General features: G+C 62.2%; 26 protein-coding genes and 1 tRNA gene. 18 read left to right on the top strand and 9 right to left on the bottom strand.

Going from position 1 to position 23,934, the window contains the following annotated elements; translation table 11 throughout:
* The first annotated feature begins 461 nt into the window (after window positions 1-461).
* Complete coding sequence (locus tag ACMYR2_RS04130) at window positions 462-662, top strand: twin transmembrane helix small protein (protein ID WP_416193722.1); 201 nt, start codon at window positions 462-464, stop codon at window positions 660-662.
* A gap of 168 nt (window positions 663-830) precedes the next feature.
* Here ACMYR2_RS04130 and ACMYR2_RS04125 read toward each other — a convergent pair whose 3' ends face one another.
* From ACMYR2_RS04125 to ACMYR2_RS04115, 3 genes are read right to left on the bottom strand one after another with little or no spacing between them, the layout of a single operon-like run.
* On the bottom strand, window positions 831-1,595 hold the full coding sequence (locus ACMYR2_RS04125; protein ID WP_416193721.1) for a hypothetical protein: 765 nt from the start codon (window positions 1,593-1,595) through the stop codon (window positions 831-833).
* A 56-nt stretch (window positions 1,596-1,651) separates the two neighbouring features.
* Window positions 1,652-3,034, bottom strand: a complete 1,383-nt coding sequence (locus ACMYR2_RS04120; RefSeq protein ID WP_416193720.1) for a phage/plasmid primase, P4 family — start codon at window positions 3,032-3,034, stop codon at window positions 1,652-1,654.
* On the bottom strand, window positions 3,031-3,198 hold the full coding sequence (locus ACMYR2_RS04115) for a hypothetical protein (RefSeq protein ID WP_416194056.1): 168 nt from the start codon (window positions 3,196-3,198) through the stop codon (window positions 3,031-3,033). The genes ACMYR2_RS04120 and ACMYR2_RS04115 overlap by 4 nt, the downstream gene beginning before the upstream one ends.
* A 199-nt stretch (window positions 3,199-3,397) precedes the next feature.
* On the opposite strand from ACMYR2_RS04115, the gene ACMYR2_RS04110 reads away from it, so the two are divergent.
* From ACMYR2_RS04110 to ACMYR2_RS04100, 3 genes are all read left to right on the top strand, one after another.
* On the top strand, window positions 3,398-3,610 hold the full coding sequence (locus ACMYR2_RS04110; RefSeq protein ID WP_416193719.1) for a hypothetical protein: 213 nt from the start codon (window positions 3,398-3,400) through the stop codon (window positions 3,608-3,610).
* 286 nt (window positions 3,611-3,896) lie between these two features.
* Window positions 3,897-4,085 carry a hypothetical protein gene (locus ACMYR2_RS04105; RefSeq protein ID WP_416193718.1) on the top strand — a complete coding sequence of 63 codons (189 nt, stop codon included), beginning with the start codon at window positions 3,897-3,899 and terminating at the stop codon, window positions 4,083-4,085.
* Window positions 4,085-5,347, top strand: coding sequence for a hypothetical protein (locus ACMYR2_RS04100; protein ID WP_416193717.1), 1,263 nt, complete (start codon window positions 4,085-4,087; stop codon window positions 5,345-5,347). The genes ACMYR2_RS04105 and ACMYR2_RS04100 overlap by 1 nt, the downstream gene beginning before the upstream one ends.
* Before the next feature lie 15 nt (window positions 5,348-5,362).
* On the opposite strand, the gene ACMYR2_RS04095 is transcribed toward ACMYR2_RS04100, so the two are convergent.
* Window positions 5,363-5,437: transfer RNA gene (locus ACMYR2_RS04095), tRNA-Gln, on the bottom strand.
* Window positions 5,438-5,726: 289 nt separating this feature from the next.
* On the opposite strand from ACMYR2_RS04095, the gene ACMYR2_RS04090 reads away from it, so the two are divergent.
* The 8 genes from ACMYR2_RS04090 (at window position 5,727) to clpS (ending at window position 14,735) form a co-directional block, all read left to right on the top strand.
* Window positions 5,727-7,505, top strand: coding sequence for an acyl-CoA dehydrogenase (locus ACMYR2_RS04090; RefSeq protein ID WP_347265269.1), 1,779 nt, complete (start codon window positions 5,727-5,729; stop codon window positions 7,503-7,505).
* A gap of 29 nt (window positions 7,506-7,534) precedes the next feature.
* Window positions 7,535-8,299, top strand: a complete 765-nt coding sequence (locus tag ACMYR2_RS04085; RefSeq protein WP_347265268.1) for an enoyl-CoA hydratase-related protein — start codon at window positions 7,535-7,537, stop codon at window positions 8,297-8,299.
* Between the two features lie 81 nt (window positions 8,300-8,380).
* Window positions 8,381-9,310: a histone deacetylase family protein gene (locus ACMYR2_RS04080; RefSeq protein WP_347265267.1), complete on the top strand. Its 930-nt coding sequence runs from the start codon at window positions 8,381-8,383 to the stop codon at window positions 9,308-9,310.
* A gap of 82 nt (window positions 9,311-9,392) precedes the next feature.
* On the top strand, window positions 9,393-9,644 hold the full coding sequence (locus ACMYR2_RS04075) for an exodeoxyribonuclease VII small subunit (protein WP_347265266.1): 252 nt from the start codon (window positions 9,393-9,395) through the stop codon (window positions 9,642-9,644).
* Between the two features lie 478 nt (window positions 9,645-10,122).
* Window positions 10,123-12,051 carry a 1-deoxy-D-xylulose-5-phosphate synthase gene (gene dxs / locus ACMYR2_RS04070; protein WP_416193716.1) on the top strand — a complete coding sequence of 643 codons (1,929 nt, stop codon included), beginning with the start codon at window positions 10,123-10,125 and terminating at the stop codon, window positions 12,049-12,051.
* A gap of 232 nt (window positions 12,052-12,283) precedes the next feature.
* Window positions 12,284-13,039 (top strand): TlyA family RNA methyltransferase, encoded by a 756-nt coding sequence (locus tag ACMYR2_RS04065; protein WP_347263624.1) that lies wholly within the window; start codon window positions 12,284-12,286, stop codon window positions 13,037-13,039.
* Entirely contained in the window at window positions 13,032-14,300 is a 1,269-nt protein-coding gene (locus tag ACMYR2_RS04060) for an RNA methyltransferase (protein ID WP_347263623.1), read from the top strand. Before ACMYR2_RS04065 ends, ACMYR2_RS04060 begins: the two co-directional genes overlap by 8 nt.
* Before the next feature lie 129 nt (window positions 14,301-14,429).
* Window positions 14,430-14,735 (top strand): ATP-dependent Clp protease adapter ClpS, encoded by a 306-nt coding sequence (gene clpS / locus ACMYR2_RS04055; RefSeq protein ID WP_347263622.1) that lies wholly within the window; start codon window positions 14,430-14,432, stop codon window positions 14,733-14,735.
* 237 nt (window positions 14,736-14,972) lie between these two features.
* On the opposite strand, the gene aroC is transcribed toward clpS, so the two are convergent.
* Together aroC and ACMYR2_RS04045 are read right to left on the bottom strand one after the other, a co-directional pair.
* Window positions 14,973-16,079: a chorismate synthase gene (aroC, locus tag ACMYR2_RS04050; RefSeq protein ID WP_347263621.1), complete on the bottom strand. Its 1,107-nt coding sequence runs from the start codon at window positions 16,077-16,079 to the stop codon at window positions 14,973-14,975.
* Window positions 16,080-16,193: 114 nt separating this feature from the next.
* Window positions 16,194-16,787 (bottom strand): histidine phosphatase family protein, encoded by a 594-nt coding sequence (locus tag ACMYR2_RS04045; RefSeq protein ID WP_416194055.1) that lies wholly within the window; start codon window positions 16,785-16,787, stop codon window positions 16,194-16,196.
* A gap of 609 nt (window positions 16,788-17,396) precedes the next feature.
* Between ACMYR2_RS04045 and ACMYR2_RS04040 the strand changes: the two genes are divergently transcribed.
* The 3 genes from ACMYR2_RS04040 to ACMYR2_RS04030 all read left to right on the top strand — a co-directional run bounded on the left by ACMYR2_RS04040 (window position 17,397) and on the right by ACMYR2_RS04030 (window position 19,238).
* Entirely contained in the window at window positions 17,397-18,122 is a 726-nt protein-coding gene (locus tag ACMYR2_RS04040) for a helix-turn-helix transcriptional regulator (protein WP_347263619.1), read from the top strand.
* Window positions 18,123-18,201: 79 nt separating this feature from the next.
* Complete coding sequence (locus ACMYR2_RS04035) at window positions 18,202-18,834, top strand: acyl-homoserine-lactone synthase (protein ID WP_347263618.1); 633 nt, start codon at window positions 18,202-18,204, stop codon at window positions 18,832-18,834.
* A 236-nt stretch (window positions 18,835-19,070) separates the two neighbouring features.
* Window positions 19,071-19,238, top strand: coding sequence for a hypothetical protein (locus ACMYR2_RS04030; protein WP_416193715.1), 168 nt, complete (start codon window positions 19,071-19,073; stop codon window positions 19,236-19,238).
* 187 nt (window positions 19,239-19,425) lie between these two features.
* On the opposite strand, the gene ACMYR2_RS04025 is transcribed toward ACMYR2_RS04030, so the two are convergent.
* Window positions 19,426-20,376 carry a DnaJ C-terminal domain-containing protein gene (locus ACMYR2_RS04025; RefSeq protein ID WP_416193714.1) on the bottom strand — a complete coding sequence of 317 codons (951 nt, stop codon included), beginning with the start codon at window positions 20,374-20,376 and terminating at the stop codon, window positions 19,426-19,428.
* Window positions 20,377-20,511: 135 nt separating this feature from the next.
* On the bottom strand, window positions 20,512-20,910 hold the full coding sequence (locus tag ACMYR2_RS04020) for an RT0821/Lpp0805 family surface protein (protein WP_347263615.1): 399 nt from the start codon (window positions 20,908-20,910) through the stop codon (window positions 20,512-20,514).
* Window positions 20,911-21,032: 122 nt separating this feature from the next.
* Here ACMYR2_RS04020 and pdxH point away from each other — a divergent pair, with 122 nt between their 5' ends.
* Together pdxH and ACMYR2_RS04010 are read left to right on the top strand one after the other, a co-directional pair.
* Window positions 21,033-21,674 (top strand): pyridoxamine 5'-phosphate oxidase, encoded by a 642-nt coding sequence (pdxH, locus tag ACMYR2_RS04015; RefSeq protein ID WP_347263614.1) that lies wholly within the window; start codon window positions 21,033-21,035, stop codon window positions 21,672-21,674.
* The gene (locus ACMYR2_RS04010) at window positions 21,671-22,462 is read left to right on the top strand and encodes an SDR family oxidoreductase (RefSeq protein ID WP_347263613.1); all 792 of its coding nucleotides are present in this window, start codon (window positions 21,671-21,673) and stop codon (window positions 22,460-22,462) included. Before pdxH ends, ACMYR2_RS04010 begins: the two co-directional genes overlap by 4 nt.
* A gap of 191 nt (window positions 22,463-22,653) precedes the next feature.
* Here the strand turns inward: ACMYR2_RS04010 and ACMYR2_RS04005 are convergent, their stop codons facing one another.
* Window positions 22,654-22,887: a hypothetical protein gene (locus tag ACMYR2_RS04005; RefSeq protein WP_347263612.1), complete on the bottom strand. Its 234-nt coding sequence runs from the start codon at window positions 22,885-22,887 to the stop codon at window positions 22,654-22,656.
* Window positions 22,888-23,232: 345 nt separating this feature from the next.
* Here ACMYR2_RS04005 and ACMYR2_RS04000 point away from each other — a divergent pair, with 345 nt between their 5' ends.
* Entirely contained in the window at window positions 23,233-23,898 is a 666-nt protein-coding gene (locus ACMYR2_RS04000) for a L,D-transpeptidase (protein ID WP_347263611.1), read from the top strand.
* Window positions 23,899-23,934 lie beyond the last annotated feature (36 nt).

Genomic DNA, 23,934 nt, shown 5'->3' with positions numbered 1-23,934 from the left:
CAGTCAATCGCCGGCCATGAGGAGCAAGGGTGTGACGCGTGACGCGTTGTGACGTGTTTTGACTATTATCGCCCTCACGCGCGCGCGTAGAGGGGAGATACGGAAAACGTGTCACTATCCGTCACGTGTCACACCTGCCGGTTAAAGGATACCATCTGTGTGACGCGTGACGCGTTGTGACGTGTTTTGCGGATTCCTATTTTTGGAACCATCAACGGAGAAGCGGCCGGTTCGAGAACCATCCACGGTCGACCCACGCCAAATATTCCACAAAAAATTTACCCCCTGTTTTGCGAAACGAGGGACAGACCCGGCAACTGGAGTGGCTCCTTCCGCCTTCGAGTCGCTGCGCCAACGGACCTTCACGCTCTCATATGGAAACCGAGCGAGGTAAACCTGGGCGTTAGGAACCTATTTCAACGCATGCGGTTGCTGGATTAAGGGCAAGAGGCGAACCGCCCATGATCTCGTTTCTGAGCCAGATTCTGGTGCCCACCGCAGTGGCCTCGGTCACGGCAGTATTCCTAATGGGCTTCACGAATATGGTGCGTGGCGGCAGTTCTCAGCTCTCACAGAACCTGATGCAGCTGCGAATATTCCTGCAGTTCATCGCGATCATCATCACCATGGCAACGGTGTGGGTCATGGGCGGACAGGAATAGAAGCGCCGCCACGGCAGAAACAGGATGACTTCCCATGGACGATATGGACAGACCGGAGCCGATGCCCCGGGGACCGACCGACAGAATATACATGACTCTAGGCGTCTTTGGAGGTTTGGCGATTTTTATCGGGGTAGGGCTTATAGTGGCCGCTAGCCTTCGCTGACACTACCGCATCACGAACGGTTTGACGCCCACGTTCCTGACGCCAGCGTCGCCACTCACCATCTCGCCCTGGGCGGGTCTGTACCCCTGCATGCGGGGCCTGCGGGTCTGTGGGTGCCAGAGATCGGCAAGCTCCGTCAGTGCTTCCCGGAGCCGCCGTCCGACATAGTTGACATCGCGCGCCGTGATCTTGTCATCGTCGCTGATACCGTAGATTTTTCGAGCGCACTCTTCGATGCCTCTCCCGTCGCAGACGATACTTTCGATGATGATAATCGATTGCGATCCGAGAAGGTTTTTGGCCTCTTTCAACGTCTCTGCTGCCAGGAGACAGGCTTCCGTTGGTGAGCGGTCGGCATACCGGGTTTGTACCCTTCCGTTGAAGTCCATAGAGCCCCCCAGGGGCGCCCGGACCCTCTCAAAAGCGTCACGATAAGTCTCCGCCGCCATGTGCTGGCGTTGATCAAGCTTATTTTTGCCGCGAAGGCGTCTGACAGATGGCAATGTCCGGACGATGTTGCCGACGCGCTCGATCGGATCTGCTGCTAACATCTTGCGCGCCGGTTTTGCATGGCGCTGACCCGTAACGTTCAGCGGATCGGCGCCGCACAGCGCGCGCCGCCGCGCTTCTTTGTTCTGCTTCACAAGCCTGTCATGCTCTGCTTTCGCTCGGGCCGCGCCCGGCGTTTGCTTTCCCTCGATAAACTCAACGCAGTCCAGAGCGAAGTCCCGAGCCGCCATGCGCTCGGCTTCCAGCTCGATCTGCAATTCCGGATTGCCGGCGGCCGCCTTGTCAAACCGTTCGTGACGCTGACGGAGCTTCGTCATTCGCCCTCCCTTCCACCGGCAAGCTTGAGGCGGATGAACCGGAATGCTCGCGTACCCTGACCAGGAACGCGATATTGCTCGAATCCCCTCTTCTGCATCAGTTGTCCAAAAGATTTCTTGGTGCCCGGAGCGTCGCCAGCCTTATGCGCATATTCCGACCAACTATCGAAAAGATCGGATGATTTGTCCCAGGTGCGAGCCACCCCCATTTGAACGTCGCAGCAATCCTCTATCCACTGGCCGAAAATATCCTGATCGCTGAAATAAGCCTCGGTAGCTGCCTTCACAGAGTCTGGACGAACGAGCCCGTTCTTTTGCCAGTCGAGACATCCATCGATCATCCATTGCAGAATGCCGCCCGCTTCCATCATTAGCTTAGCCTCAAGCTCACGATCCGGGTTCTTGGGCTTGAACATAAACGGCACTATGTTGAATCGTCGCCGCGCTGCGTCGTCCACGTTATGCAGTACCGGCTTGTGGTTGCCGACGATCATCAGTTTGAACTGCGGCTTGAAGGTAAAGAAATCCTGCCGCATAAACCTGGCTGTCACCGGATCACCGCCGGTCAATTGCTTGATCCGCGATTCCGCCCAAGCGCGGCCCTCTTCTGTCTCCGAGGCTGTCACGAGGCGCGCCCCGTTCAGCATCGCGAGATCGGTCGGATGCTTGTCTGTCTTCGACGCTGTGAACGTCTCCATTGCCGCAGCGCGGCTGTAGTCCTTGAGAATGGCCGTGATGATGTTCAGCCACACCGACTTTCCGTTACCGCCTGGACCAGATACGAACAGAAGGGCATGTTCGGTCGTCTGCCCTGTCAAGCAATAACCGCACCATTGCTGCAAAAACCGGATCAGTTCACTGTCGTCGCCGGTCGTCTCGGCTAAAAACTTAAGCCAGCGCGGGCAACCGCTATCGAGCGGGGCACACAGAGTTGTTTTGGTGATGCCATAATGACGATCCGGTAGATTCAACTTGCCCGTCGTCAGGTCCACCACGCCACCTGGCGTGCCAAGCAGCCACGGATCCTGATTCCAGAATTCCACATTCACCCGCGTCAGGGGGTCATGCCGAGCAAATCGCTCAATGCCACTGGCAAACGCTGTTTTCCCTATAGTCTTTCTAGCGGAACCAGCCTGCTCTTCACTAAGCTCCCGCGCGATCTCTCTGGCCTCCTGATATGTGATTCCGGTTTCATCGATCTTCCACCGAACGCCATCCCACCGAAACCAAGCCCCTTTGGTGTGGCAGTAACGAATGTCTTCGCCGTGCCGCTCAACGAATAGAACCGCAGCGCTATCCTCCGTCACAACGTCATTCGCCAGCGGCTCCATCCGACGCGTTCTGATGTTCTCGTGCATGTGCGGAGGCGCGGTCGTCATCGACGCATAGCCCTCCACGCGTCGTTGAAATCGTTGCCGACATATGAACTGACGATATTCACCGGCTTCTTGGCCGCGAGGTAGCGCTTGGCGCAGATCTTCACATCGCGCCGACTGGTCGGGTCGTTCTCCTCAAGGATGGTAATCTCGGAGGGTCGTTTCAGGACCGGGAACGTCTTGACCGCGACGCTGGACCCGAGCGCCCATGCCGGTCGATAAGCGCCTGTTCCCGGACCGTGTTGATTTTTTCATGCATGGGACCCTAGCCGGCAGCAACTTCTGTGAGCTTCTTCGGGATGCTTATAAAATTCTTGAGCAAGACCGATTATTGGAGGGTCATCGCAAGACGACGAAAAGAGCGCGATGAGCGTCACCGTAAGCGAAGCTCGAACCATGGCGCTGCGGTTCCTCGCCAAAGGCTCTGACAGGATTCGGCTGATCGAGGACGAAAACACCCTCGCCGCAGCGCTGTGCTACGTCGATCTTGAAAAACGCGGCCTTGTCACCATCGACAACGAAGACGGGATGCTGGTGACGATCACACCGGCAGGGCTGGCGCGACTGAGGGCGGAATGAACGATATTCCTTGGGAAGATATCTCCACCGCACCGCGCGACGGCACGGTCATCGAGGTCATGGAGCCTGACACTGGCGCGTTTGTGATGCGCTGGAATCCAGACGGCTTCAACATGCTCAGGTCCAAACGGCCCGGTGTTTGGGAATCGCCGAGCGGTGGGCCGACTTGGACAGAGGACAACGGCCTCGGACCAACGAACTGGCGACCGTATAGGCCGGGGAGATAAATGTATTGACCCGCCCGGCTCGTCCTTCATCAATTCCGAACGGTTCCTGGCCCCGCCGCATGCCGGCCTCGCTGGCGGCCGGATATTGCGGCGAATCGACCGTCGACGCCTTCCTAAAACGGGTCGGAAAGGAATACCCTCTGCCCAGGGTTAAGGAGGGGCGCCGCCAGCTATGGCTGATCGACGATCTGGACCAGGCAATCGCACCGTTCAACGCACCGGCCGACGACATCGCAAAGGATCTGTGATGGTCGATCTGCCGCGCTACGTCATTGCCAAGAGGCTATCGACGGGCGCGACCAGCTTTTACTTTAACGTTCCGGCGCTCTATCGGAAGCGCGGCTGCCCGGTTCGGAACGAGCCGCTCGGGGCCGACTATGGCGCGATGACAGCCCGCGCCCGCACCTTGAACGGGCTGGTCGACGAATGGCTGGATGCTCAGCGCGGCCTGCCGGTTTCAGGAGAGGCTGCACCACGGATCGGCACCGTCGACTGGCTTTTTCGCGAGTACAAGGCCAGCAAAGCCTATACCGAGAAAGTCTCGAAGGTCTCGCGGCCGAGCTACGAAAAAACCATGCGGATGGTTGGCGACACGCTGACCAAGAAGGGCGATCGCGTCGGCTCACGACCGATCAAGTCCATCACGCCCCGCGGCGCCGATAAACTCTATGACATCTTCATTCAGGGAAAGAACGGGTTGCGGCTACGACAGGGCGAGAAAGCCGTTGGCCTTTGCCGTAAAGCGTGGCGCGTGGTCCATCGTCTCTATCCGGAAGAGTTTGACCCGAAAATTCCGAACCCGTGGTTGGGCGTTACGATGAAGACGCGGGTGAAGGCGACCAAACCCGCCGCGACGCGCGAGCAGGTCTACAAGTTCGCTCACGGCTGCATCAAGGAGGGCGAGGCCGAAGCCGCGGCCGCGGCCGTGATCTGCTTCGAATGGTTGCAGCGTCCGGAGAACGTCATCGGCGGTCATCTGATGTGGAGCGACTACCGATCGCCCAAGAGCCCGTCCGTTATCCGAATTCTGCATCACAAGACCGGCGCTGTGGTTCTGCATCCGCTTGAGGAGCAAACACCGACCGGCATCGTCAAGTTCTACGAGGAGGCCGAAGAGGTCCTGTCGCACCTGAAGCGCCGCGGCGTGTCGATGATCTTGCGCGAAGTATCGTCAGGAAAATCGAAGCCGTTCGCGCACAGCACCATGCAGCACATCGTGCAGCGTATGCGGAAGAAGTTGAAGCTGCCGACGATCTTCACGCTCGATGCCTGCCGGCATGGCGGGATGACCGAGCTTGAAGAAGCGGAACTGACAGACGGCCAGGGCCGCGCGCTGTCGGCGCATCGAACGCAGCAGTCATACGAGGGATATGCCAAGCGCAACATGACGCGCGCACTTTCAGCGACCCGCAAACGTCACGCACATCGTCTCGCGAACGCTTCGGCAACATCTATTCAGAATGAGCAGGGAAAACACGTTCAGAATGAAGTTCTCAAAAAGGCCAATTAGATAAGTGTTTTCAAATGGCTGGGGCGGGAGGGATCGAACCTCCGAATGGGGGAATCAAAATCCCCTGCCTTACCGCTTGGCTACGCCCCAACGGCTCGAAATGCACGAACCAGGGTCTCGCGAACTTCGCGAGCCCCGACGATCTACAGATAGTACCCTGTCTTTTCAACCGGCCGGAAACGCCTGAAGGCGGTTTGCCCCGGTTCGGTCCGCCGTCCCGTCAATGGGGAGATGACCGCCCCAACCCGGCGCAGGTCCTTCCGCCGGACCACATCCCACTCGCCTTAAAAGGTTGAGAGCCGCACGGTTTCGTGGAAAGACCGTTCATGACTCAAAATTTGACAGGAGGCCGTCAGGCCCCTGCTCGCGAGGCATCGTCATGACCTATCGCGCACCGATCAGCGACATGCTCCTCGCTCTCGACGGCGCCGGGCTCCGGGCCGCGGCCGAGGCGGGCCATTACGGAGATTTCGATGCCGAAATAACGGCCGCGGTGCTGGAGGAGGCCGGCCGTTTCGCGAGCGAAGTGCTGGCGCCGCTCAACCACGCCGGTGACCGGCACGGCGCGCGGCTGCAAGACGGACGCGTGACAACCGCGCCGGGATGGGCCGATGCCTACAGACGCTGGACGGCGGCGGGGTGGAACGCGGTCTCGGGACCGGAGGATTTCGGCGGACAGGGGCTGCCGCTTGCCATCAACGCCGCCTGCACCGAAATCTGGAGCGCGGCGAACACCGCCTTCGGCCTGTGCCCGCTGCTGACGCTCAGCGCGATCGAAGCCCTCGCCGCGCATGGCAGCGGCGCGCTGAAGGCCATCTATCTGGAAAAGCTGGTGTCCGGCGAATGGACCGGCACGATGCAACTGACCGAGCCGCAGGCGGGCTCGGATGTCGGCGCGCTGCGCAGCCGGGCCGAGCGCGCATCCGACGGCAGCTATCGGATCTTCGGCACCAAGATCTTCATCACCTATGGCGACCACGACATGACCGACAACATCGTGCATTTCGTGCTTGCGCGACTGCCCGATGCGCCTGATGGCACCAGGGGCATTTCCCTGTTCCTGATTCCGAAATTCCTCGTCGGCGCGGACGGCTCGCTCGGCGCGCGCAACGACATCCACGCCAGCAGCATCGAGCACAAGCTCGGCATCCACGGCTCGCCGACATGCACCATGACCATGGGCGATGGCGGCGGCGCCATCGGCTATCTGATCGGCGAGGAAAATCGCGGCATGCGGTGCATGTTCACGATGATGAATCAGGCCCGGCTCTGTGTCGGCCTCGAGGGTGTCGGCATCGCCGAACGCGCCTGCCAGCAGGCGCTCGCTTATGCGCGGGAGCGCAGGCAGGGCCGCGCCGCCGGCACGTCAGACGGCATGAGCCCCATCATCGCCCATCCCGACGTCAAGCGCATGCTGATGCAGATGCGCGCGCTCACCGCCGCGGCCCGCGCCATCTGCTACGCTACCGCCGTTTCGCTGGATATGGCGGCGCGCGCGGCTGATCCCGACGTGCGCACGGCCGCCGCCGCACGCGGCGCGCTGCTGACGCCGATAGCAAAGGCCTTTTCGACGGACATCGGCAACGAGGTCGCATCGTTAGGCATTCAAGTCCACGGCGGCATGGGCTTCATCGAGGAGACCGGCGCGGCGCAGCATTACCGCGATGCCCGCATCACCTCGATCTACGAGGGCACCAACGGCATCCAGGCGATCGATCTGGTGACGCGAAAGCTCGCGGCGGATGACGGCGCGGCGATCTCGGCGCTGCTCGCCGAACTCTCGGACACCGTCAAGCGCGTGGAAGCCTCGAACGATCCCGCGTTCGGCACGACTGGCGAGAGACTGCGCGATGCGCTTGGGTCGCTTGAGCGCGCGGGCAAATGGCTGCTGGAGCGGCTGGCGTCGTCGCCGAACGATGCGCTGGCCGGCGCCACGCCTTATCTGCGCCTGTTCGGGTCGGCGCTCGGCGGATGCAAGCTCGCGGAGGAAGCGCTCGCGGCGGGCGAGTCCGGTGCGCAATTGGGCGACCCTCGCCGTCATGTTACGCTGGCGCGCTTCTTCGCCGAGACCATCGCCGTGCAGGCTCCGGCGCTGGAACGCACGGTGATCGATGGCGCCGACGCCGTGAACTGCGCGGACGTGGTCCTGCTGGCCTGAGTTCCGGCGGCACCGACAGGCTGGAACCCATGACACATCTCCAAGTCAGCGACAACGACGCCGTCCGGGTCATCACCATGCGGCGTCCCGAAAAGAAGAACGCGATCACCCGCGACATGTATCGCGCGATGAGCGACGCCATCGACAGCGCGCAGAACGATCCGGTGATCCGCTGCATCGTCATCACCGGCAGCACCGACGTATTCACGGCGGGCAACGACCTCGACGATTTTCTCAAAGACGGCACGTCCGGCGACGAGGACGGCGCGCCGCCCGCTCCCGACGCCGTGAAATTCCTCTACTCGCTGGCGCAGAACGCCAAGCCGCTGGTCGCGGCGGTGGAGGGCATCGCCATCGGCATCGGCACCACCATGCTGTTTCACTGCGACTTCGTGCTCGCCAGTAACTCGGCGACGTTCTCGACCCCCTTCATCCATCTCGGTCTGGTGCCGGAAGGCGCATCCAGCCTGCTCGCGCCACGATCGATCGGACATCAGCGCGCCTTCGCCATGCTGGTGATGGGGCGCACGCTCGGCGCGGATGAGGCTCGCGAGGCGGGTTTCGTCAATGCGGTCGTCGCGCCGGGCGAGGCCGGGACCGAAGCCCAAAAGATCGCGCTGGAAATCTGCGCACTGCCGGCGGAGGCCGTCGCGCTATCCCGCAAGCTCCTGAAAACCCCGCCGGAGGAGTTGACGCGCCGGATCGACCTCGAAAGCCGCCTGTTCGGGGAGCGGCTGCGCTCGGAGGAAGCGATTGCCGCATTCGAGGCATTCTTTGCGCGCAAGAAGCAATAAGGCAGACTTTCGGAACCGGGCGCAACCCGGTACATTGACTTTCGCTGCCGTGCGATGCCTGCACGGCGGCCAGGACACCGCATGACCACGCTGGTTCTCACGCATGCCGCCAGTTTCGATCATCTGACGCCGCCCGGTCACCCGGAGCGGCCGGATCGGATCCGCGCCATCGATGAGGTGCTGACCGCGGATCACTTCAGGGATCTGGCGCGCGGCGAAGCCCCCGAAGGATCACTGGATTCAGTCGCCCTCTGCCACAACGAGCATTATATCGCAGAACTCCGGCATCTGTCGCCGGAGAATGGTCTGGTTTATCTCGACAGCGACACATCGATGTCGCCCGGAACCTGGGAGGCGGCAATGCGCGGCGTCGGCGGCGCGATCGCGGCGACCGAAGCCGTCATCGCCGGCCATGCAAGTAACGCTTTCGTCGCCACACGCCCGCCCGGACATCATGCCGAGACCGGCAGGGCGATGGGCTTCTGCCTTTTCGATCAGGCCGCGATCGCGGCGCGGCACGCCCAGCGCAAGCATGGGATCGACCGCGTGGCGGTGGTGGATTTCGACGTGCATCACGGCAACGGCACGCAGGATATTTTCTGGGCCGACAGATCGGTCATGTACTGCTCGACGCACCAGATGCCGTTGTTTCCCGGCAGCGGGGCCAGCAGCGAACGCGGCGATCACGACACCATCGTCAATGCGCCGCTGGCGTCCGGCGACGGCGGAGCCAGGTTTCGCGCCGCGTTCGAGAACCTCATCCTTCCCCGGCTCAGAAAATTCGCGCCCGAACTGCTCATCATCTCCGCGGGGTTCGACGCGCATAGCCGCGATCCGCTGGCTACTCTCAATCTCGCCGCGAGCGACTTCGAATGGGTGACCCGCAAGGTGATGGATATCGCGGACGCGACCGCGGGCGGCCGAATTGTCTCGGTGCTCGAAGGCGGTTATGATCTGAAGGCTCTGGGGGAGTCGGTGGCCGCGCATGTCGCCGCCCTGATGGACGCGTGACACGCGTGCCGCGATAGTCCAGCGAAATTTCATGATCCGCCCAAGCAAGTATCCGCCCGAACAGCCGAGCCGGAAAAACCAGATGGCCGAAAATGCCCCCGCTGACGTGAAGACTTTGTCCTTCGAACTCGCGATCGAGGAACTCGAATCGATCGTCAAGCGCCTGGAGGACGGCAAGGTCGCGCTCGAGGAATCGGTCGCGATCTATGAGCGCGGAGAAGCGCTGAAACGGCGCTGCGAGGAACTGCTGCGCCGGGCGGAAGCCAGGGTGGAGAAAATTACCACCGACGCGTCCGGCCAGGTTACCGGCACCGAGCCGCTCGACGTGCAGTGAGACCGCGCGCTGGTCGAGTGATAAAAACCCTTTGAATAGATTATCTTTTTTGTAGTTATGACGACTCGGAAGGCTGCCTGGCCCAGTGGCCCTCCCAGGCCACGTTGATATTCCAGAGTTATATTCCCACAGCCCGAATTCAGGAACTCTTGAACCCGCCGCAGAGTCTCCCCTACTCAACAGGAGGCTGCCCGTTGGCTTTGGCGGCGGGTTTGGTGTAAATGCTTTCGAAACAATGCCAGCCGGCCCGGCTGGCCGGTGCACAAGCGGAGCAAGCGCTTCAAGCAGCTTGCAAAAATGATTGGACGACCAGATCCGATAGATAGTGACCTATATCACAATTCTCCGCCGGAGCCTCCGTTAAACTTCGGATTCAAGCTTCTCAGTTCGGGAGCTTTCACGGCTCTTGAACGTCTGCTGTGTAACGATGCCAGCGTGCGTTCGCCGCTTCCGAGCAAGTAAAATTGGAAATGTCGCAGTGACCGATTTCAGCAGCACCCCTCTTCTTGACACTATCCGCACGCCCGCCGACCTGCGCAAGCTCAAGGTGGAGCAGGTCCGGCAGGTGGCGGACGAGTTGCGCCTTGAGACCATCGACGCGGTGTCGGTGACGGGGGGGCATTTCGGTGCCGGTCTCGGCGTGGTCGAGCTGACCACGGCCATCCACTACATCTTCGATACCCCGCGCGACCGGCTGATCTGGGACGTCGGCCATCAGGCCTATCCGCACAAGATCCTGACCGGCCGGCGCGACCGCATCCGCACGCTGCGCACCGGCGGCGGCCTGTCCGGATTCACCAAGCGCACCGAAAGCGACTACGACCCGTTCGGCGCCGCGCATTCCTCGACCTCGATCTCGGCCAGCCTCGGCATGGCGGTGGCGCGCGACCTCTCCGGCGGCGACAACAACGTCATCGCCGTGATCGGCGATGGCGCGATGTCCGCGGGCATGGCGTATGAGGCGATGAACAACGCCGGCGCCATGAATTCGCGGCTGATCGTCATTCTCAATGACAACGACATGTCGATCGCGCCGCCGGTCGGCGCGATGTCCGCCTATCTGTCGCGGCTCTACTCCGGCAAGACCTACCGCTCGCTGCGCGAAGCCGCCAAGCAACTCGGCAAGCACCTGCCGAAAATGATCGCCGACCGCGCCGAGCGCGTCGAGGAATATTCACGCGGCTTCATGACCAACAGCGGCACGCTGTTCGAGGAACTCGGCTTCTATTATGTCGGCCCGATCGACGGCCACAACCTCGACCACCTGCTGCCGGTGCTGAAGAACGTCCGCGACATGGAGAACGGCCCGATCCTGGTTCACGTCGTGACCCAGAAAGGCAAAGGCTATCCGCCCGCCGAGGCCGCCGCCGACAAATATCACGCGGTGGTCAAGTTCGACATCTCGACCGGCGCGCAGTCCAAATCCAAGCCCAACGCGCCCTCCTATCAGAACGTGTTCGGCGCGAGCCTGGTCAAGGAAGCCGAGAAGGACGACAAGATCGTCGCCATCACCGCGGCGATGCCGTCCGGCACCGGCGTCGACATCTTCAACAACGCGTTCCCGGAACGCACCTTCGATGTCGGCATCGCCGAGCAGCATGCGGTGACCTTCGCAGCCGGCCTCGCCACCGAGGGCTACAAGCCGTTCTGCGCGATCTATTCGACATTCCTGCAGCGTGGTTACGATCAGGTGGTGCACGACGTGGCGATCCAGTCGCTCCCGGTGCGCTTCGCCATCGACCGCGCCGGCCTCGTCGGCGCCGACGGCGCGACACATGCCGGCTCGTTCGACAACGCTTTTCTCGGCTGCCTGCCGAACATGGTCATCATGGCGGCGGCCGATGAAGCCGAACTGGTGCACATGGTGGCGACGCAGGTCGCCATCAACGACCGCCCGAGCGCGGTGCGCTATCCCCGCGGCGAAGGCCGCGGCATCGAAATGCCGGAGGTCGGCGTTCCGCTTCCCATAGGCAAGGGCCGCATCGTCCGTCAGGGCAGCAAGATCGCGCTGCTATCCTTCGGCACCCGCCTCGCCGAATGCGAAAAGGCGGCCGACGAGCTAGGCGCGCATGGCCTCTCCACCACCGTCGCCGACGCCCGCTTCATGAAGCCGCTCGACGTCGATCTGGTTTTGAAGCTCGCTCGCGACCACGATGTTCTGATCACGATCGAGGAAGGCTCGATCGGCGGCTTCGGCTCGCATGTGTTGCAAACGCTGACGGATAATGGCGCGCTGGACAGCGGTCTTTTGCGCGTGCGTTCGATGATCCTGCCGGACGAGTTTCTCGACCACGACAACCCGGCCGCGATGTACGCCCGCTCCGGGCTCGACGCCAAGGGCATCGTCGCCAAGGTATTCGAGGCGCTGGGCAAGGACGTCAACACCGAGACCGTCAAGCTGGCCTGAGCGTCACCTGATGCGCTCGCCATCATTGCGGGCGCGCGACAAAGCCGGCTTCCTGTCAGTTTTGCGCCGAGCGCATCGGAGCGGTTCCGGCTGGCCTTATAGCGTTTTCGAGCGAAGCGGACACCGGTTCGCGTGAAGAAAACGCGTCAGAACAATATCATAGAGCTTCGCTTCTGATTCAATCAGAAGCGATAATGCTCCAGGGCTTTGAGATCACCATTTTGAGACCACCATGGCGAAGCGCGACACGACCGAGCCCCGCGCCCGCAAGCGCGCCGACATCCTGCTGGTCGAGCGCGGCCTGTTCGAGAGCAGGGCGCGGGCTCAAGCCGCGATCCAGGCCGGGTTCGTGACCGCCGACGGAAAGCCGGTGACAAAGGTTTCCGAGACGCTCGGGGTCAATGCCGCGATCGAGGCGCAACCCGCGCACCCCTACGTATCGCGCGGGGGCGTGAAGCTGGCCGGCGCGCTCGCGGCGTATCCGATCGAAATCGAGAACCATGTCTGCCTTGATGTCGGCGCCTCGACCGGCGGTTTCACCGAGGTGCTGCTGAGCGAGGGCGCGGCGCTGGTGTTCGCCGTCGATGTCGGCCGCGATCAGCTGCATCCGAGCCTGCGCGGCCATCCGCGGGTGGTGTCGATGGAGTCCACCGATATCCGCTCGCTGGAGGGCAAAAGGCTGCCGCAACGGCCGGACGTGGTGGTGATGGATGCAAGCTTCATTTCGCTGAAAGCCATCCTGCCGGCGGCGCTGGCGCTGGCGGCGGCGCCGATGCACCTGCTGGCGTTGATCAAGCCGCAGTTCGAGGCGCCGCGCGCCGCGACCAGAAAAGGCATCGTCCGCGACGCGGCGGTGCATCGGGCGGTGTGCGACGATATTGCAAACTTCGCGGCGGCCCTGGGATGCGGCCATATCGAGATTTTCCCGTCCCCGATCCCGGGCGGCGACGGCAACATCGAATTTTTCCTCGGCGCCCGCCGTGGCTAGGCAGGGTCTTCAAATCGGCGGCGCGAAACGCCTGACCATCGATCACGTCGGCCATCGTGGCGATGGCGTCGCCCTGACCGATAGCGGCAACGTCCATGTCCCCTATGCACTGGGCGGAGAAACCGTAGAGATCAAACCGCTCGACGGCCACGCCGGCCGCGCGCGCCTCCTGCGCATCGAAGCGGCGAGCCCGGACCGGATCGCTCCGTTCTGTTCTCACTTTGGCGCGTGCGGGGGCTGTGCGATCCAACACTGGCGGCCGGAGGCCTACCGCGCCTGGAAGCGGCGGATCGTGATCGACACGCTGGCGCAGGCCCGCATCGATTGTGACGTGGGCGAACTCATCGACGCTCATGGCGCCGGCCGCAGGCGGATCACCCTTCATGCCCGCAGTGACGGCGGCAAGCCGCGCGTGGGCTTCGCCGCGCCGAACAGCCATGCCATCGTGACGATCGACGCCTGCCCGGTGCTCGACCCCGCCCTTCAAGGCGCGATCGACGCCGCGCGCGAACTGGCCGTGGCGCTGAAGCCTGCGAACAAGCCGCTCGATATCCAGGTGACCGCAACCCGCAATGGCCTTGATGTCGACGTTCGCGGTTCCGGGCAACTGCCGCCCGCGTTGATCGCAACGCTATCGCATGTCGCGGAGGCGCATCGGCTGGCGCGGCTGACCCGCCACGGCGAACTGGTGCTGATCCGCGCGGCTCCCATGATCGAGATCGGCGCGGCCCGGCTTGTCCTGCCGCCGGGTTCGTTCCTGCAAGCGACCGTTGCGGGCGAGGAAACGCTGGCGGCGCTGGTCGCCGCGCATTGCGGCAAGGCCAAACATATCGCCGACCTGTTCTGCGGCGTCGGCCCGTTCGCGCTGCGGCTCGCGGCCCGGGCGCGGATCGCGGCCTTCGACAGCAATGCTGCGGCGGTGACGGCGCTGCAAAAGGCCGCTGACACAGCCTCCGGGCTGAAGCCGATCAAGGCCGAGATCCGCGACCTGTTCCGCCGCCCGCTGGTGGCGCAGGAACTGCGCGACATCGACGCAGCCATATTCGATCCGCCCCGGCAAGGCGCGGAAGTCCAAAGCAAACACCTCGCCGCCAGCAGGATTCCCGTCGTCGTCGCGGTATCGTGCAGCGCGGCGACGTTCGCGCGTGACGCACGCATTCTCATCGACGGCGGCTATAGTCTGGAGGCCGTAACGCCGGTCGACCAGTTCCGGCATTCGCCGCACATCGAACTGGTCGCGAAATTCGTACGCGGACGTTAAGGTTCAGCCTCGAAAAACCCATATCGTTCCCGAGCGAAGCATGTCCTCGGGCTTGATCCTGAGGATGAATGATCTGCTCGCCCACAGAAACGCATCAGATGATTCAAGCATGCTCCAGGGGCAGCCGACATGAGCGACATCGCCATCAAGCCGCGAGCAAAGGCCGAAACCAAAATCGAACGGCCGCGCCTGTACAAGGTCATCCTCCACAATGACGACTTCACGCCGCGCGAATTCGTAGTGGCGGTGTTGATGACCGAATTCAACATGACGGATGGCCAGGCGCACAAGGTGATGATCACCGCTCACCGCCTCGGCTCCTGCGTGGTGGGCGTCTTCGCCAAGGACATCGCGGAGACCAAGGCAACCCGCGCCACCGATGCCGGACGAGCCGCCGGCTTTCCGCTGCTGTTCACCACCGAGCCCGAAGAGTAGTCAGAGACTTAGAGCATGATCCCGAAAAGTGGAAACCGGTTTTCGGAGAAGATCATGCTCAAACAAAAGGATAAGCGGCGAGTCTGATTCAACGCAGTTGAAACAGACTCTAGAGCGTTTTCGAGCGAAGCATGTCCTCGGGCTTGACCCGAGGATGGAATCCGGTTCGCGTGAAGAAAACGCGTCAAATCAATACCATAGAGCCCCGCTTCTGATTGAATCAGAAGCGATGATGCTCTATGTCGCGCCGACCTGCCCTCGGTGTCGCAGGACATGGTCCGCCAGAACGCAGGCAACCATGGCCTCTCCCACCGGCACCGCGCGGATGCCGACGCAGGGATCGTGGCGTCCCCTGGTGAAGATGTCCGTTTCCGCGCCGTTGCGATCGACGGTCTTGCGCGGCGACAGGATCGACGAGGTCGGCTTCACCGCGAACCGCGCCACGATGGGCTGGCCGGTGGATATGCCGCCGAGAATGCCGCCGGCATGGTTGGAGGTGAACACCGGGCCGTGGTTGCCCCTATCGGACGAAGAACTGCGCATCTCGTCGGCGTTCTCCTCACCGGTCAGCGCGGCGGCTCCAAAGCCCGCGCCGATCTCCACGCCCTTGACCGCGTTGATGCTCATCAGCGCCGCGGCCAGATCGCCGTCGAGCTTGGCGTAGATCGGCGCGCCGAGTCCCGCGGGTACCCCTTCCGCCACCACCTCGATCACGGCGCCGATCGACGAGCCGCCTTTGCGGATGCCGTCAAGATAGTTCTCGAAGAACGCGGCCTTGTCCCTGTCCGGACAGAAGAACGGATTCCTCGCGATCTCGTCCCAATCCCATTTGTCACGGTCGATCCTGTGCGGCCCCATCTGAACCAGCGCGCCCCGCACCGTCATGCCGGAGACAACCTTGCGCGCGATGGCGCCGGCCGCGACCCGCATCGCGGTCTCGCGCGCCGAGGAGCGCCCGCCCCCGCGATAGTCGCGGATGCCGTACTTCGCCTCATAGGTGAAGTCGGCATGACCGGGCCGAAACTTGTCCTTGATGTCGGAGTAGTCCTTCGAGCGCTGATCGGTATTCTCGATCAGCAGCCCGATCGGCGCGCCCGTTGTCACCTGCTCGCCCGTGCCGGGATGCGGCATGACTCCAGACAGGATCCTGACCGCGTCCGGCTCCTGCCGCTGCGTCGTGAAACGCGACTGACCGGGACGGCGGCGATCGAGGTCGCGCTGGATTTCCTCTGCCGTGAGCGGCAGCATCGGAGGACAGCCATCGACCACGCAGCCGATCGCCAGCCCGTGGCTCTCGCCAAAGGTCGTGACACGGAACAGATGACCGAAGGTGTTGTGGGACATTGGTAATCTCGTAGCGGCATGTTGCGAAAATCGCAACATTCCGGCTGGCGATTTGGCCCCGCTTTGCCCACCTCGGGGTTTGGAGCCGCCAGGACGGGAAACCGCGGGTTCTGCTTAACGATGCCTGGCCAGTCCATCCTCGCCGAGCACATACACCGCACCCTGCTCGATGCGCAGGCTGGCGGCTTCCCGCGCGGTCTGAAGGCCGAGCACGACCATCAGCGCCCGCGCCGTTCCGCTATGCGCGACCGCGACGGTGGAGGTTCTCAGCGAACGATACCAGTCGCGCAGCCGCGCGGTGGCTGAGGCATAGCTCTCGCCGCCGGGCGGCGCCACGCTCCATTTGTCCGCCTCGCGCGCGGCAAAGACATCGGGATTGGCGGCCTTCATTTCCGCCAGGGTCAGACCTTCCCAATGCCCGTAGCCGACCTCGCGCAAGCGGTCGTCGACGGAATAGTCATGAGGCGGCAGATTCAGTGCGCCGCGCATCAATTCCATGGTGCCGCGCGCGCGGACAAGCGGGCTCGTGACGAAACCCAGCCCAAGGGGATCGCGTCCCTCGCGCGCCAGCAGCCTGCGCAGAATATCTCCCGCCTTCACCGCCTCGGCGCGGCCGAGATCATTGAGCGGAATGTCCTGCAAGCCCTGAAAACGGCCAAGGGCGTTCCATTCGGTCTTGCCGTGACGGACGTAATAGATGGTGGGCATATTCAAGGGCGGTCGGACCGATGACGGGCTGGTATCGACGGGGTCATTCCCGTTCTCGCCTTGCAATGCTGAGAGGCCGGGAACACCCGCAACGCCAGGCCGGACATGACGGCGATGGTTGATGGGCAGACAAAGATGGCCGACATATACACTATTCGGTTCAACGGAATACAGCGAGCGATGAACCGCTCACCGGCCGATCCCTCCGCCCGCGACCCGCGAGGCGGGTGATCTTCCGCGGCACGCGTTTCGAAATCACGGGTCCGCCACGATATCCCTACCCATTCGTGGTTTCCCATACTAAAATGAACGGCGACCTTCCGGAGTCTCGAAAACTTCGCTCAAAAAGGCTTCAATGTCGCCCTGATCTTTCCCGGCTGAATAGCGGAACTACGGACTGACTCAAACATCGTTTCATCCTACCATGGTCGGATCACGCGATTGAGCGATCTGTGAGTGAGCGATCTGTGAGCAATTTTCCGCGTTGCGAAATCACAACCGGGATGTACACCAGGTTCAGGGCAAACGGATCGCCAAGCTGATGAAGAGTCTAGGGAATTTCTAGGAAACACCCAAGTTGCCATGCGGGCAGTACAGCAGGGGGTTACAATGTCGCGACGGACGCTGGACGACACCCTGACTTTCATCGCAAGGGTCGACCGGGCCTCAACCCCGGCGCAAATAGCCGATGCCGTCGTTGATGTGGCGCGACCCCTTGGCTTTTCTCACGTCCTTGCTGGAATCATTCCGCTTCCAGGGATGACCGCAGAGCAGCAAATCTCGAATGTTGTCCTGCAACGGTGGCCGAAGGCGTGGAGCGAGCGCTATTTCACCAAAGGCTATCTCTTCGACGATCCCACCATCCAGAGGGTCAACGCCTCCACCGAACCATTTCTATGGTCCGAGCTGGAGCCCACCTATCGAAACACGCCCGCGCCGACACGCGTCATGGGAGAAGCGCGCGAGTTCAATCTGGGGTGCGGTTTCACCGTTCCGATGATTACTCTCAATGGTCAGACCGCCGGCTTTTCCCTCGCAAGCGAGCGGGCTGAAGTCCCTTCCGTACTCCGGGGTCAGCTTCAACTGATCGCGATGTACGCGTTCGCGCGAGCCCTCGCGCAAAAATACAAATCTGCCCCGGTGAACCTCACGCCACGGGAAATGGATATCCTGCAATGGATGGCGGAGGGAAAAAGTGATTGGGAGATCGGTGTTATTCTGAAGGTTTCAGAACATCTGGTCGACAAGATCGCACGTCAGCTTCGCGCCAAGCTCAACGCGACGAACCGAACCCAGACCGTCGCCATTGCGCTCAGACACAATCTTATCCGATAGGTCAAGGTACGGATTCGCGTACTTGTTCGCCGCCTCTGCTTCGTCCTAACTCGACGAGGTTACAGGCGGAGAATTTCAGATGATTCACATCGTAACGGCTGAGAATATCGGTTCCTATCAATACGAGATGGAGCAGGCTTATCGATTGCGTCACAATGTCTTTGTCGACGAAATGGGTTGGACAGATCTGCGCAAGCCTGACGGCCGGGAGATCGACCAGTTCGACGACGGGCGCGCACTTCACATGCTCTATGTCGAAGAAGATCGCGTCCTTGGCTATCAACGAATGTTGCCATCGATGCGTCCGCACCTGCTCACGGAAGTGCTTCCGCACTTGTGCGAAGGCGATTTCCCCGTAGGACCGCATATCTGGGAATGGACGCGCTACTGCGTGACGCGACAACATCGCGACCGCGGACGGATTCTGAGTCCGGTCGGCAACCTGCTTTTGTCCGCTATCGTCGAATGGGGCCTGGCGAGCGGCGTCCAGAAGATCATCATCGAGATGAACCCGTTGTGGCTGCTTCGTCTGGTGCAGTTGAATTTCCGCGTGACGCCCCTCGGATTGCCGCAGCAGATCGGAAAAGACTCGATCATCGCCGTCACCGCCGCGTTCGATCGACGCACGCTGAAAAAACTTCAGGAAGTGCGCGGCAATATCGTCCCGGCCATTGTCGCGCAACCTGAAGCCGATCAGCGGCTTCGTGCGTAGGGCATGATCCCGAGAAGCGGAAACCGGTTTTCGGAAAAGATCATGCTCAAACAAAATGATAAGCGACGAGTCTGATTCAACGCAGTTGAAACAGACTCCAGCCAAAAGATTCAGGCCGTTTCGTACCGGAAGTTCGGCCGTTTCGATCACCAGCAATCATCTTTTCATCGCCAATACTCGCGTGGAGCGATACGACAATGTTAATACATCTCGAAAGATATGTGGCTGTTGAGAAATTGATCGATGACGCCTGGGAAATGTCCCAGCAACTCGATCTCGGCCTGGTGAAACTGCTTCTCGAAATGGCGAAACTTGAACTTTACGAGGAGATGCAGGCCGTAATCGGTTCAAACGAACTCAAGCGCGCTGAAAAGCGCGCCGGGGGCCGCCGGCAGCTGCAATAGGACCGGCCGGCCTCAAAAAAAGCCACTCTCGACCGACGCGACTAACATGCTCGACCGACGCGACTAACATGGCAAGTCGGGGAGAAGGCTCCAAGCTGGCCGGGCATCTTCAAGCCCGGTTGCGCGACAGCGGGATGGATATCCCGGCGAGCCCGTCGCGTGGTCAAGGTTCGCCGGCGCAAGCGCGCTAACCGAGATCGCGACGGGGGTTGTAGGAGCGCGCGTCGCGCCACTTCTCCATGAGCGCTTCAAGCTCGGCATCGTTGCCATCCGGCAGGACGATCCGCGTCGTCACGAACAGATCGCCGGAGACCCCGCCCTTCGGGATACCCTTGCCCTTGAGACGGAAGGTCCGGCCTCCCGACGTATTCTTCGGGATCGACAGTTCAACCGCGCCGCCGAGCGTCGGCACCCGTATCTTGCCACCCAGCACCGCCTCATAGAGCGTGATCGGCAGTTCGGCGCGCAGGTCGCCGCCGTCGGCCTTGAAGAACGGATGCGGCGCGACCGTCACCGTGATCAGGAGATCGCCGGGACGATGTCCGGGCACGGCGTCGCCCTGCCCTCTCAGCCGGATCTGCTGGCCCGACGTGACGCCGGGCGGAATCCTGACATTGAGTTCCTTGCCGCTGGGCAGGCGGATGCGTTTCTCGCCGCCCCCGACCGACTCCTCAAGCGAGACCGTCATGGCGACATTGAGGTCGAGATCAGGCGTGCCGAACGTGCTGGACTCGAAGTCGTACGCCTGCGCGCCCGGCCGGCGTCCACCCCGCGCGCCGCCGAACATGCTGTTGAGGATATCCTCGAACCCGCCGTCAAAACCCGGGCCGCCGCCGCGGAAGCCGTGTTGCTCGAAGCCGCCGCCGGGCCGCTGGCCACGCGGACCGCCGCCGCCCGGAAAACCCTGGAAGCGCGGCTTGCCGTCCGCGTCGATCTCGCCGCGGTCGAATTGCCTGCGTCTGACCTCGTCGCCCAGGATCTCGTTGGCGGAATTCAACTCCGCGAACCGCTCGGCCGCCTTGGGGTCGTTCTTGTTGGCATCGGGATGGTGCTTTTTCGCGAGCTTGCGAAAGGCACTTTTGATGGCGGCGGCGCTGGCACCCCGCTGCACCCCCAGGATCTCATAGGGGTCGCGCATCCGTAACGTCTCCTTCAGGAATCTGGACAATCAGGAATCTGGACAATGGGCCCCCGGACCCACGCGCCCATCATTTGGGGTATCCGTGGCATTTTTGCAACGAGGTCGTCAGCTATTCGTAGCGGACATTCCGCATCAGCTTCGCAAGGGCTTAAGGGACCGGATTTCCCATTGACCGCCGCGGGCCTTGCAAGCTGCGCCCTGCAGCCAGCTTTCGGAGTTTTCGTTAACATAACTCGCTAAAAAATCCCGGCAGGTGCGTCCCTCGGCGGTATAAGCCTGCGCCAGCGGCGTTACCGAGCCCCGCGCGCCTGTCGAGGGGTTTTCCCACGGCTGGCTCGCATCCTTGTTCCCTCTGGTCAGCACGTCGGAGGCGGCCGTGCGCGCGAAAGCGAGATCGGTATCCGTCGGACCTGCATGTGCCCGCGCGGCGATCGATCCGGTGGCCTCGCCATCTTCCATCTGCGCGAAAGCCGCATGATTGCGCGACACGCTGCAGCCGCCGGTCGTCGCCCCGATCATAATCACCGCCACGATGGCGGCAAAAGGTCTGATCGCGGATAGGCCAACGCGCGGACGTGCCCTATACAGGTTTGCGCTGTATAAGGACCGCAACGGACTCTCGACGGCAGACCGGCGCAACCTGTGGACCCCTTATGAACGACACCACGGACATCAAACACACAAGCCAGTTAACGTCCGGTGATTTCACGGAAGCCCGGGAGCCTTTTGCCCTTTTCGAGGCGTGGCTCGCGGAAGCCATCGCAACAGAACCCAACGATCCCGACGCCATGGCGCTCGCGACCGCGGATGCCGACGGCCTGCCCGATCTGCGCATGGTGCTGATGAAAGGCTTCGATGCGAGGGGCTTCGTATTCTACAGCCACATCGCCAGCGCCAAGGGCCACGAACTCGCAGCAAACCCGAAAGCGGCGCTTCTGTTTCACTGGAAGTCGCTACGCCGGCAGGTGCGCGTGCGCGGCCCGGTGACGCCCGTTACCGATGCGGAGGCCGACGCCTATTTCGCCACCCGCCCAAGGCAGGCCCAGATCGGCGCCTGGGCCAGCAGGCAGTCGCGGCCGCTCGAAAGCCGCCTCGCGTTCGAGCAGGCCATCGCGAAGGAGGCTGAAAAATACGCCGCTGGCGCCGTGCCCCGGCCGCCGGGCTGGAGCGGCTGGCGGATCACGCCCTTGCAGTTCGAATTCTGGCACGACCGTCCCTTCCGCCTGCACGACCGCATCGAATTCCGCCGCTCCGCGCTCGACGCGCCGTGGACCAAGACAAGGCTGTATCCATGACCCCCGACAAGGCAAACCCGCGAACCGAGATGGCGGCGGTGGCCGACCCCCATGCGCCCCGCCGCACGCTGCTGCTCACGGGCGCAAGTCGCGGCATCGGCCACGCCACCGTGATCCGGTTTTCCAGCGCCGGCTGGCGCGTCATCACCTGTTCCCGGCACCCCTTCCCCGAGCAATGTCCGTGGGACGCCGGCCCGGAGGATCACATCCAGGTCGATCTGTCCGATCCCGAAAACACGATGGAGGCGATCCAGGAAATCCGCTCGCGCCTTGAGGGCGGCAAGCTGCACGCGCTGGTCAACAATGCCGCGATCTCGCCAAAGGGCGAGGGAGGCGCGCGGCTGGGCTCGCTGAACACCGACATGGATACCTGGGAAAAGGTATTTCGCGTCAACTTCATGGCGCCGATCATGCTGGCGCGCGGGCTGATCGGCGAGCTCAAGGCCGCCAGGGGCTCCATCGTGAACGTCACCTCGATCGCCGGCTCGCGCGTGCATCCGTTCGCCGGCGCGGCCTATGCGACCTCGAAGGCGGCGCTGGCCTCGCTGACCCGCGAGATGGCGGCGGACTTCGGCCGCATCGGGGTGCGCGTCAACGCCATCGCGCCGGGCGAGATCGACACCTCGATCCTGTCGCCGGGCACCGAGAAAATCGTGCAGCGCCAGATTCCGCTGCGCCGCCTCGGTACACCGGACGAGGTCTCAAAAATCGTCTACGTGCTGTGCACGGAGACCAGTTCATACGTCAACGGCGCGGAGATCCACATCAACGGCGGCCAGCACGTGTAGTGGAATCGGAGTCGCGTCTTTCAACACTCCTAGAGCTTCGCTTCTGATTGAATCAGAAGCGAAGCTCTAGGATATTGATTTGACGCGTTTTCTTCACGCGAACCGGATTCCACTTCGCTCGAAAACGCTATAGAACGAGCCCTGACCGTTCCGGCCCGCAAGCAGGAGAGAGCGCTCGCCGACAACGCAATTCACTCCGCGCAAGACCTTCGTGGCGGCGCTCGCAATGCCGGCGCGGCAAGACCCGCGCTGGAGCAATCGTCGTCGTCCTCGCCGTCGAGCAACGCAGCACCGCAATGCCGGCAGGTGCGCATGGAAGCAGACGAACCATGCGCGACCGCATTGTCCGCGCTGAATCTGCGCAACCGTTGATAGCTGCGAAAATCGAGGACGTTGCGATCCTCCGTTACGACTTTCTCAACCATTGTAACTCCCGAGATTTCACACTCGGGTTATGGCAGCAATCTTTCTTGGAAAGCGTTCAGGCGAACACTCAAATTTTACGAGGAAACTTGTGGCAAGTGATGTCGCAAGCACGGCGTTCGGGAGCCGGCCCCCCAACCGCTTTCTCCATTTGAAGGCCGAATGTGCCCGTTCTTTCGTCCGCGCCGCCACGATTGCGGATCGGTATTTGCGGTAAAAATACCACAGCCACAGCCCCACGTAAGGACAGAGGCTTCTGGGCACTGGAATTCGAAGGAAATTCGACAATAATACGCTCAGAAGAATCTTAGCTCCGTCCGGATTTCAGTGGGCATTTGGAAAACAACATGTCGTTTCTTCGAATCAAGCAGCTCGGGATTTTGGTCGCGGGCCTGATGCTGTCGGGCTGCATGGCCACTCAATACCAGTCCGCCGACACCAGCAGTTTCAAACCGCGCGACAAGGAGCTGTTATCCAAGGCCTCCTATGCGAGGACGCCGGTTGCCGCCTCGTTCCGCCGCGCGATCGTCGATTACCACCGTAAGGAAGCGCCGGGCTCGATCCTGGTCGATTCCGACAACCATTACCTCTATTACGTGCTCGATAACGGCAAGGCGATCCGTTACGGCGTCACCGTTGGCGAGGAAGCCCTGGCGTTCTCCGGCATCGCGAGGGTCGGCAACAAGCGCGAGTGGCCGGACTGGATTCCAACGGCTGACATTCACAAGCGGATGGGGGGGCTGCCGTCACGTGTGGCGGGCGGACCGGATAACCCCCTTGGAGCGCGGGCGCTGTATCTTTATCAGGGCAACAAGGACACGTTGTTCCGCATCCACGGAACCAACCAGCCGGAGTATATCGGCACCTCGATCTCCTCGGGCTGCATCCGCATGACCAACGAGGACGCCATCGATCTCTATGACCGCGTCAAGGTCGGAACGATGGTGGTCGTGCTTGAGCCGCGACGCAGCGCCAGGATGGCATCGTGGGGCGGTAGCGGAAGCACGAACTGACGAAGGCGGAGGATGAACCCGAGCCGCTCTCGCTGA

The organism is Nitrobacter sp. TKz-YC01, assembly GCF_047824785.1.
Classification (GTDB): domain Bacteria; phylum Pseudomonadota; class Alphaproteobacteria; order Rhizobiales; family Xanthobacteraceae; genus Nitrobacter.
The sequence above is the reverse complement of the archived record's forward strand: the minus strand, read 5'-3'. Positions and strand labels throughout refer to the sequence as shown.

Bases quoted from the DNA above. Each gene is read 5' to 3' on its own strand.
- ACMYR2_RS04130 (WP_416193722.1), top strand. From the start codon at position 462: ATGATCTCGTTTCTGAGCCAGATTCTGGTGCCCACCGCAGTGGCCTCG.
- ACMYR2_RS04120 (WP_416193720.1), bottom strand. From the start codon at position 3,034: ATGACGACCGCGCCTCCGCACATGCACGAGAACATCAGAACGCGTCGG.
- ACMYR2_RS04110 (WP_416193719.1), top strand. From the start codon at position 3,398: ATGAGCGTCACCGTAAGCGAAGCTCGAACCATGGCGCTGCGGTTCCTC.
- ACMYR2_RS04105 (WP_416193718.1), top strand. From the start codon at position 3,897: ATGCCGGCCTCGCTGGCGGCCGGATATTGCGGCGAATCGACCGTCGAC.
- ACMYR2_RS04100 (WP_416193717.1), top strand. From the start codon at position 4,085: ATGGTCGATCTGCCGCGCTACGTCATTGCCAAGAGGCTATCGACGGGC.
- ACMYR2_RS04090 (WP_347265269.1), top strand. From the start codon at position 5,727: ATGACCTATCGCGCACCGATCAGCGACATGCTCCTCGCTCTCGACGGC.
- ACMYR2_RS04085 (WP_347265268.1), top strand. From the start codon at position 7,535: ATGACACATCTCCAAGTCAGCGACAACGACGCCGTCCGGGTCATCACC.
- ACMYR2_RS04080 (WP_347265267.1), top strand. From the start codon at position 8,381: ATGACCACGCTGGTTCTCACGCATGCCGCCAGTTTCGATCATCTGACG.
- ACMYR2_RS04075 (WP_347265266.1), top strand. From the start codon at position 9,393: ATGGCCGAAAATGCCCCCGCTGACGTGAAGACTTTGTCCTTCGAACTC.
- ACMYR2_RS04065 (WP_347263624.1), top strand. From the start codon at position 12,284: ATGGCGAAGCGCGACACGACCGAGCCCCGCGCCCGCAAGCGCGCCGAC.
- clpS (WP_347263622.1), top strand. From the start codon at position 14,430: ATGAGCGACATCGCCATCAAGCCGCGAGCAAAGGCCGAAACCAAAATC.
- aroC (WP_347263621.1), bottom strand. From the start codon at position 16,079: ATGTCCCACAACACCTTCGGTCATCTGTTCCGTGTCACGACCTTTGGC.
- ACMYR2_RS04045 (WP_416194055.1), bottom strand. From the start codon at position 16,787: ATGCCCACCATCTATTACGTCCGTCACGGCAAGACCGAATGGAACGCC.
- ACMYR2_RS04040 (WP_347263619.1), top strand. From the start codon at position 17,397: ATGTCGCGACGGACGCTGGACGACACCCTGACTTTCATCGCAAGGGTC.
- ACMYR2_RS04035 (WP_347263618.1), top strand. From the start codon at position 18,202: ATGATTCACATCGTAACGGCTGAGAATATCGGTTCCTATCAATACGAG.
- ACMYR2_RS04025 (WP_416193714.1), bottom strand. From the start codon at position 20,376: ATGCGCGACCCCTATGAGATCCTGGGGGTGCAGCGGGGTGCCAGCGCC.
- pdxH (WP_347263614.1), top strand. From the start codon at position 21,033: ATGAACGACACCACGGACATCAAACACACAAGCCAGTTAACGTCCGGT.
- ACMYR2_RS04010 (WP_347263613.1), top strand. From the start codon at position 21,671: ATGACCCCCGACAAGGCAAACCCGCGAACCGAGATGGCGGCGGTGGCC.
- ACMYR2_RS04005 (WP_347263612.1), bottom strand. From the start codon at position 22,887: ATGGTTGAGAAAGTCGTAACGGAGGATCGCAACGTCCTCGATTTTCGC.
- ACMYR2_RS04000 (WP_347263611.1), top strand. From the start codon at position 23,233: ATGTCGTTTCTTCGAATCAAGCAGCTCGGGATTTTGGTCGCGGGCCTG.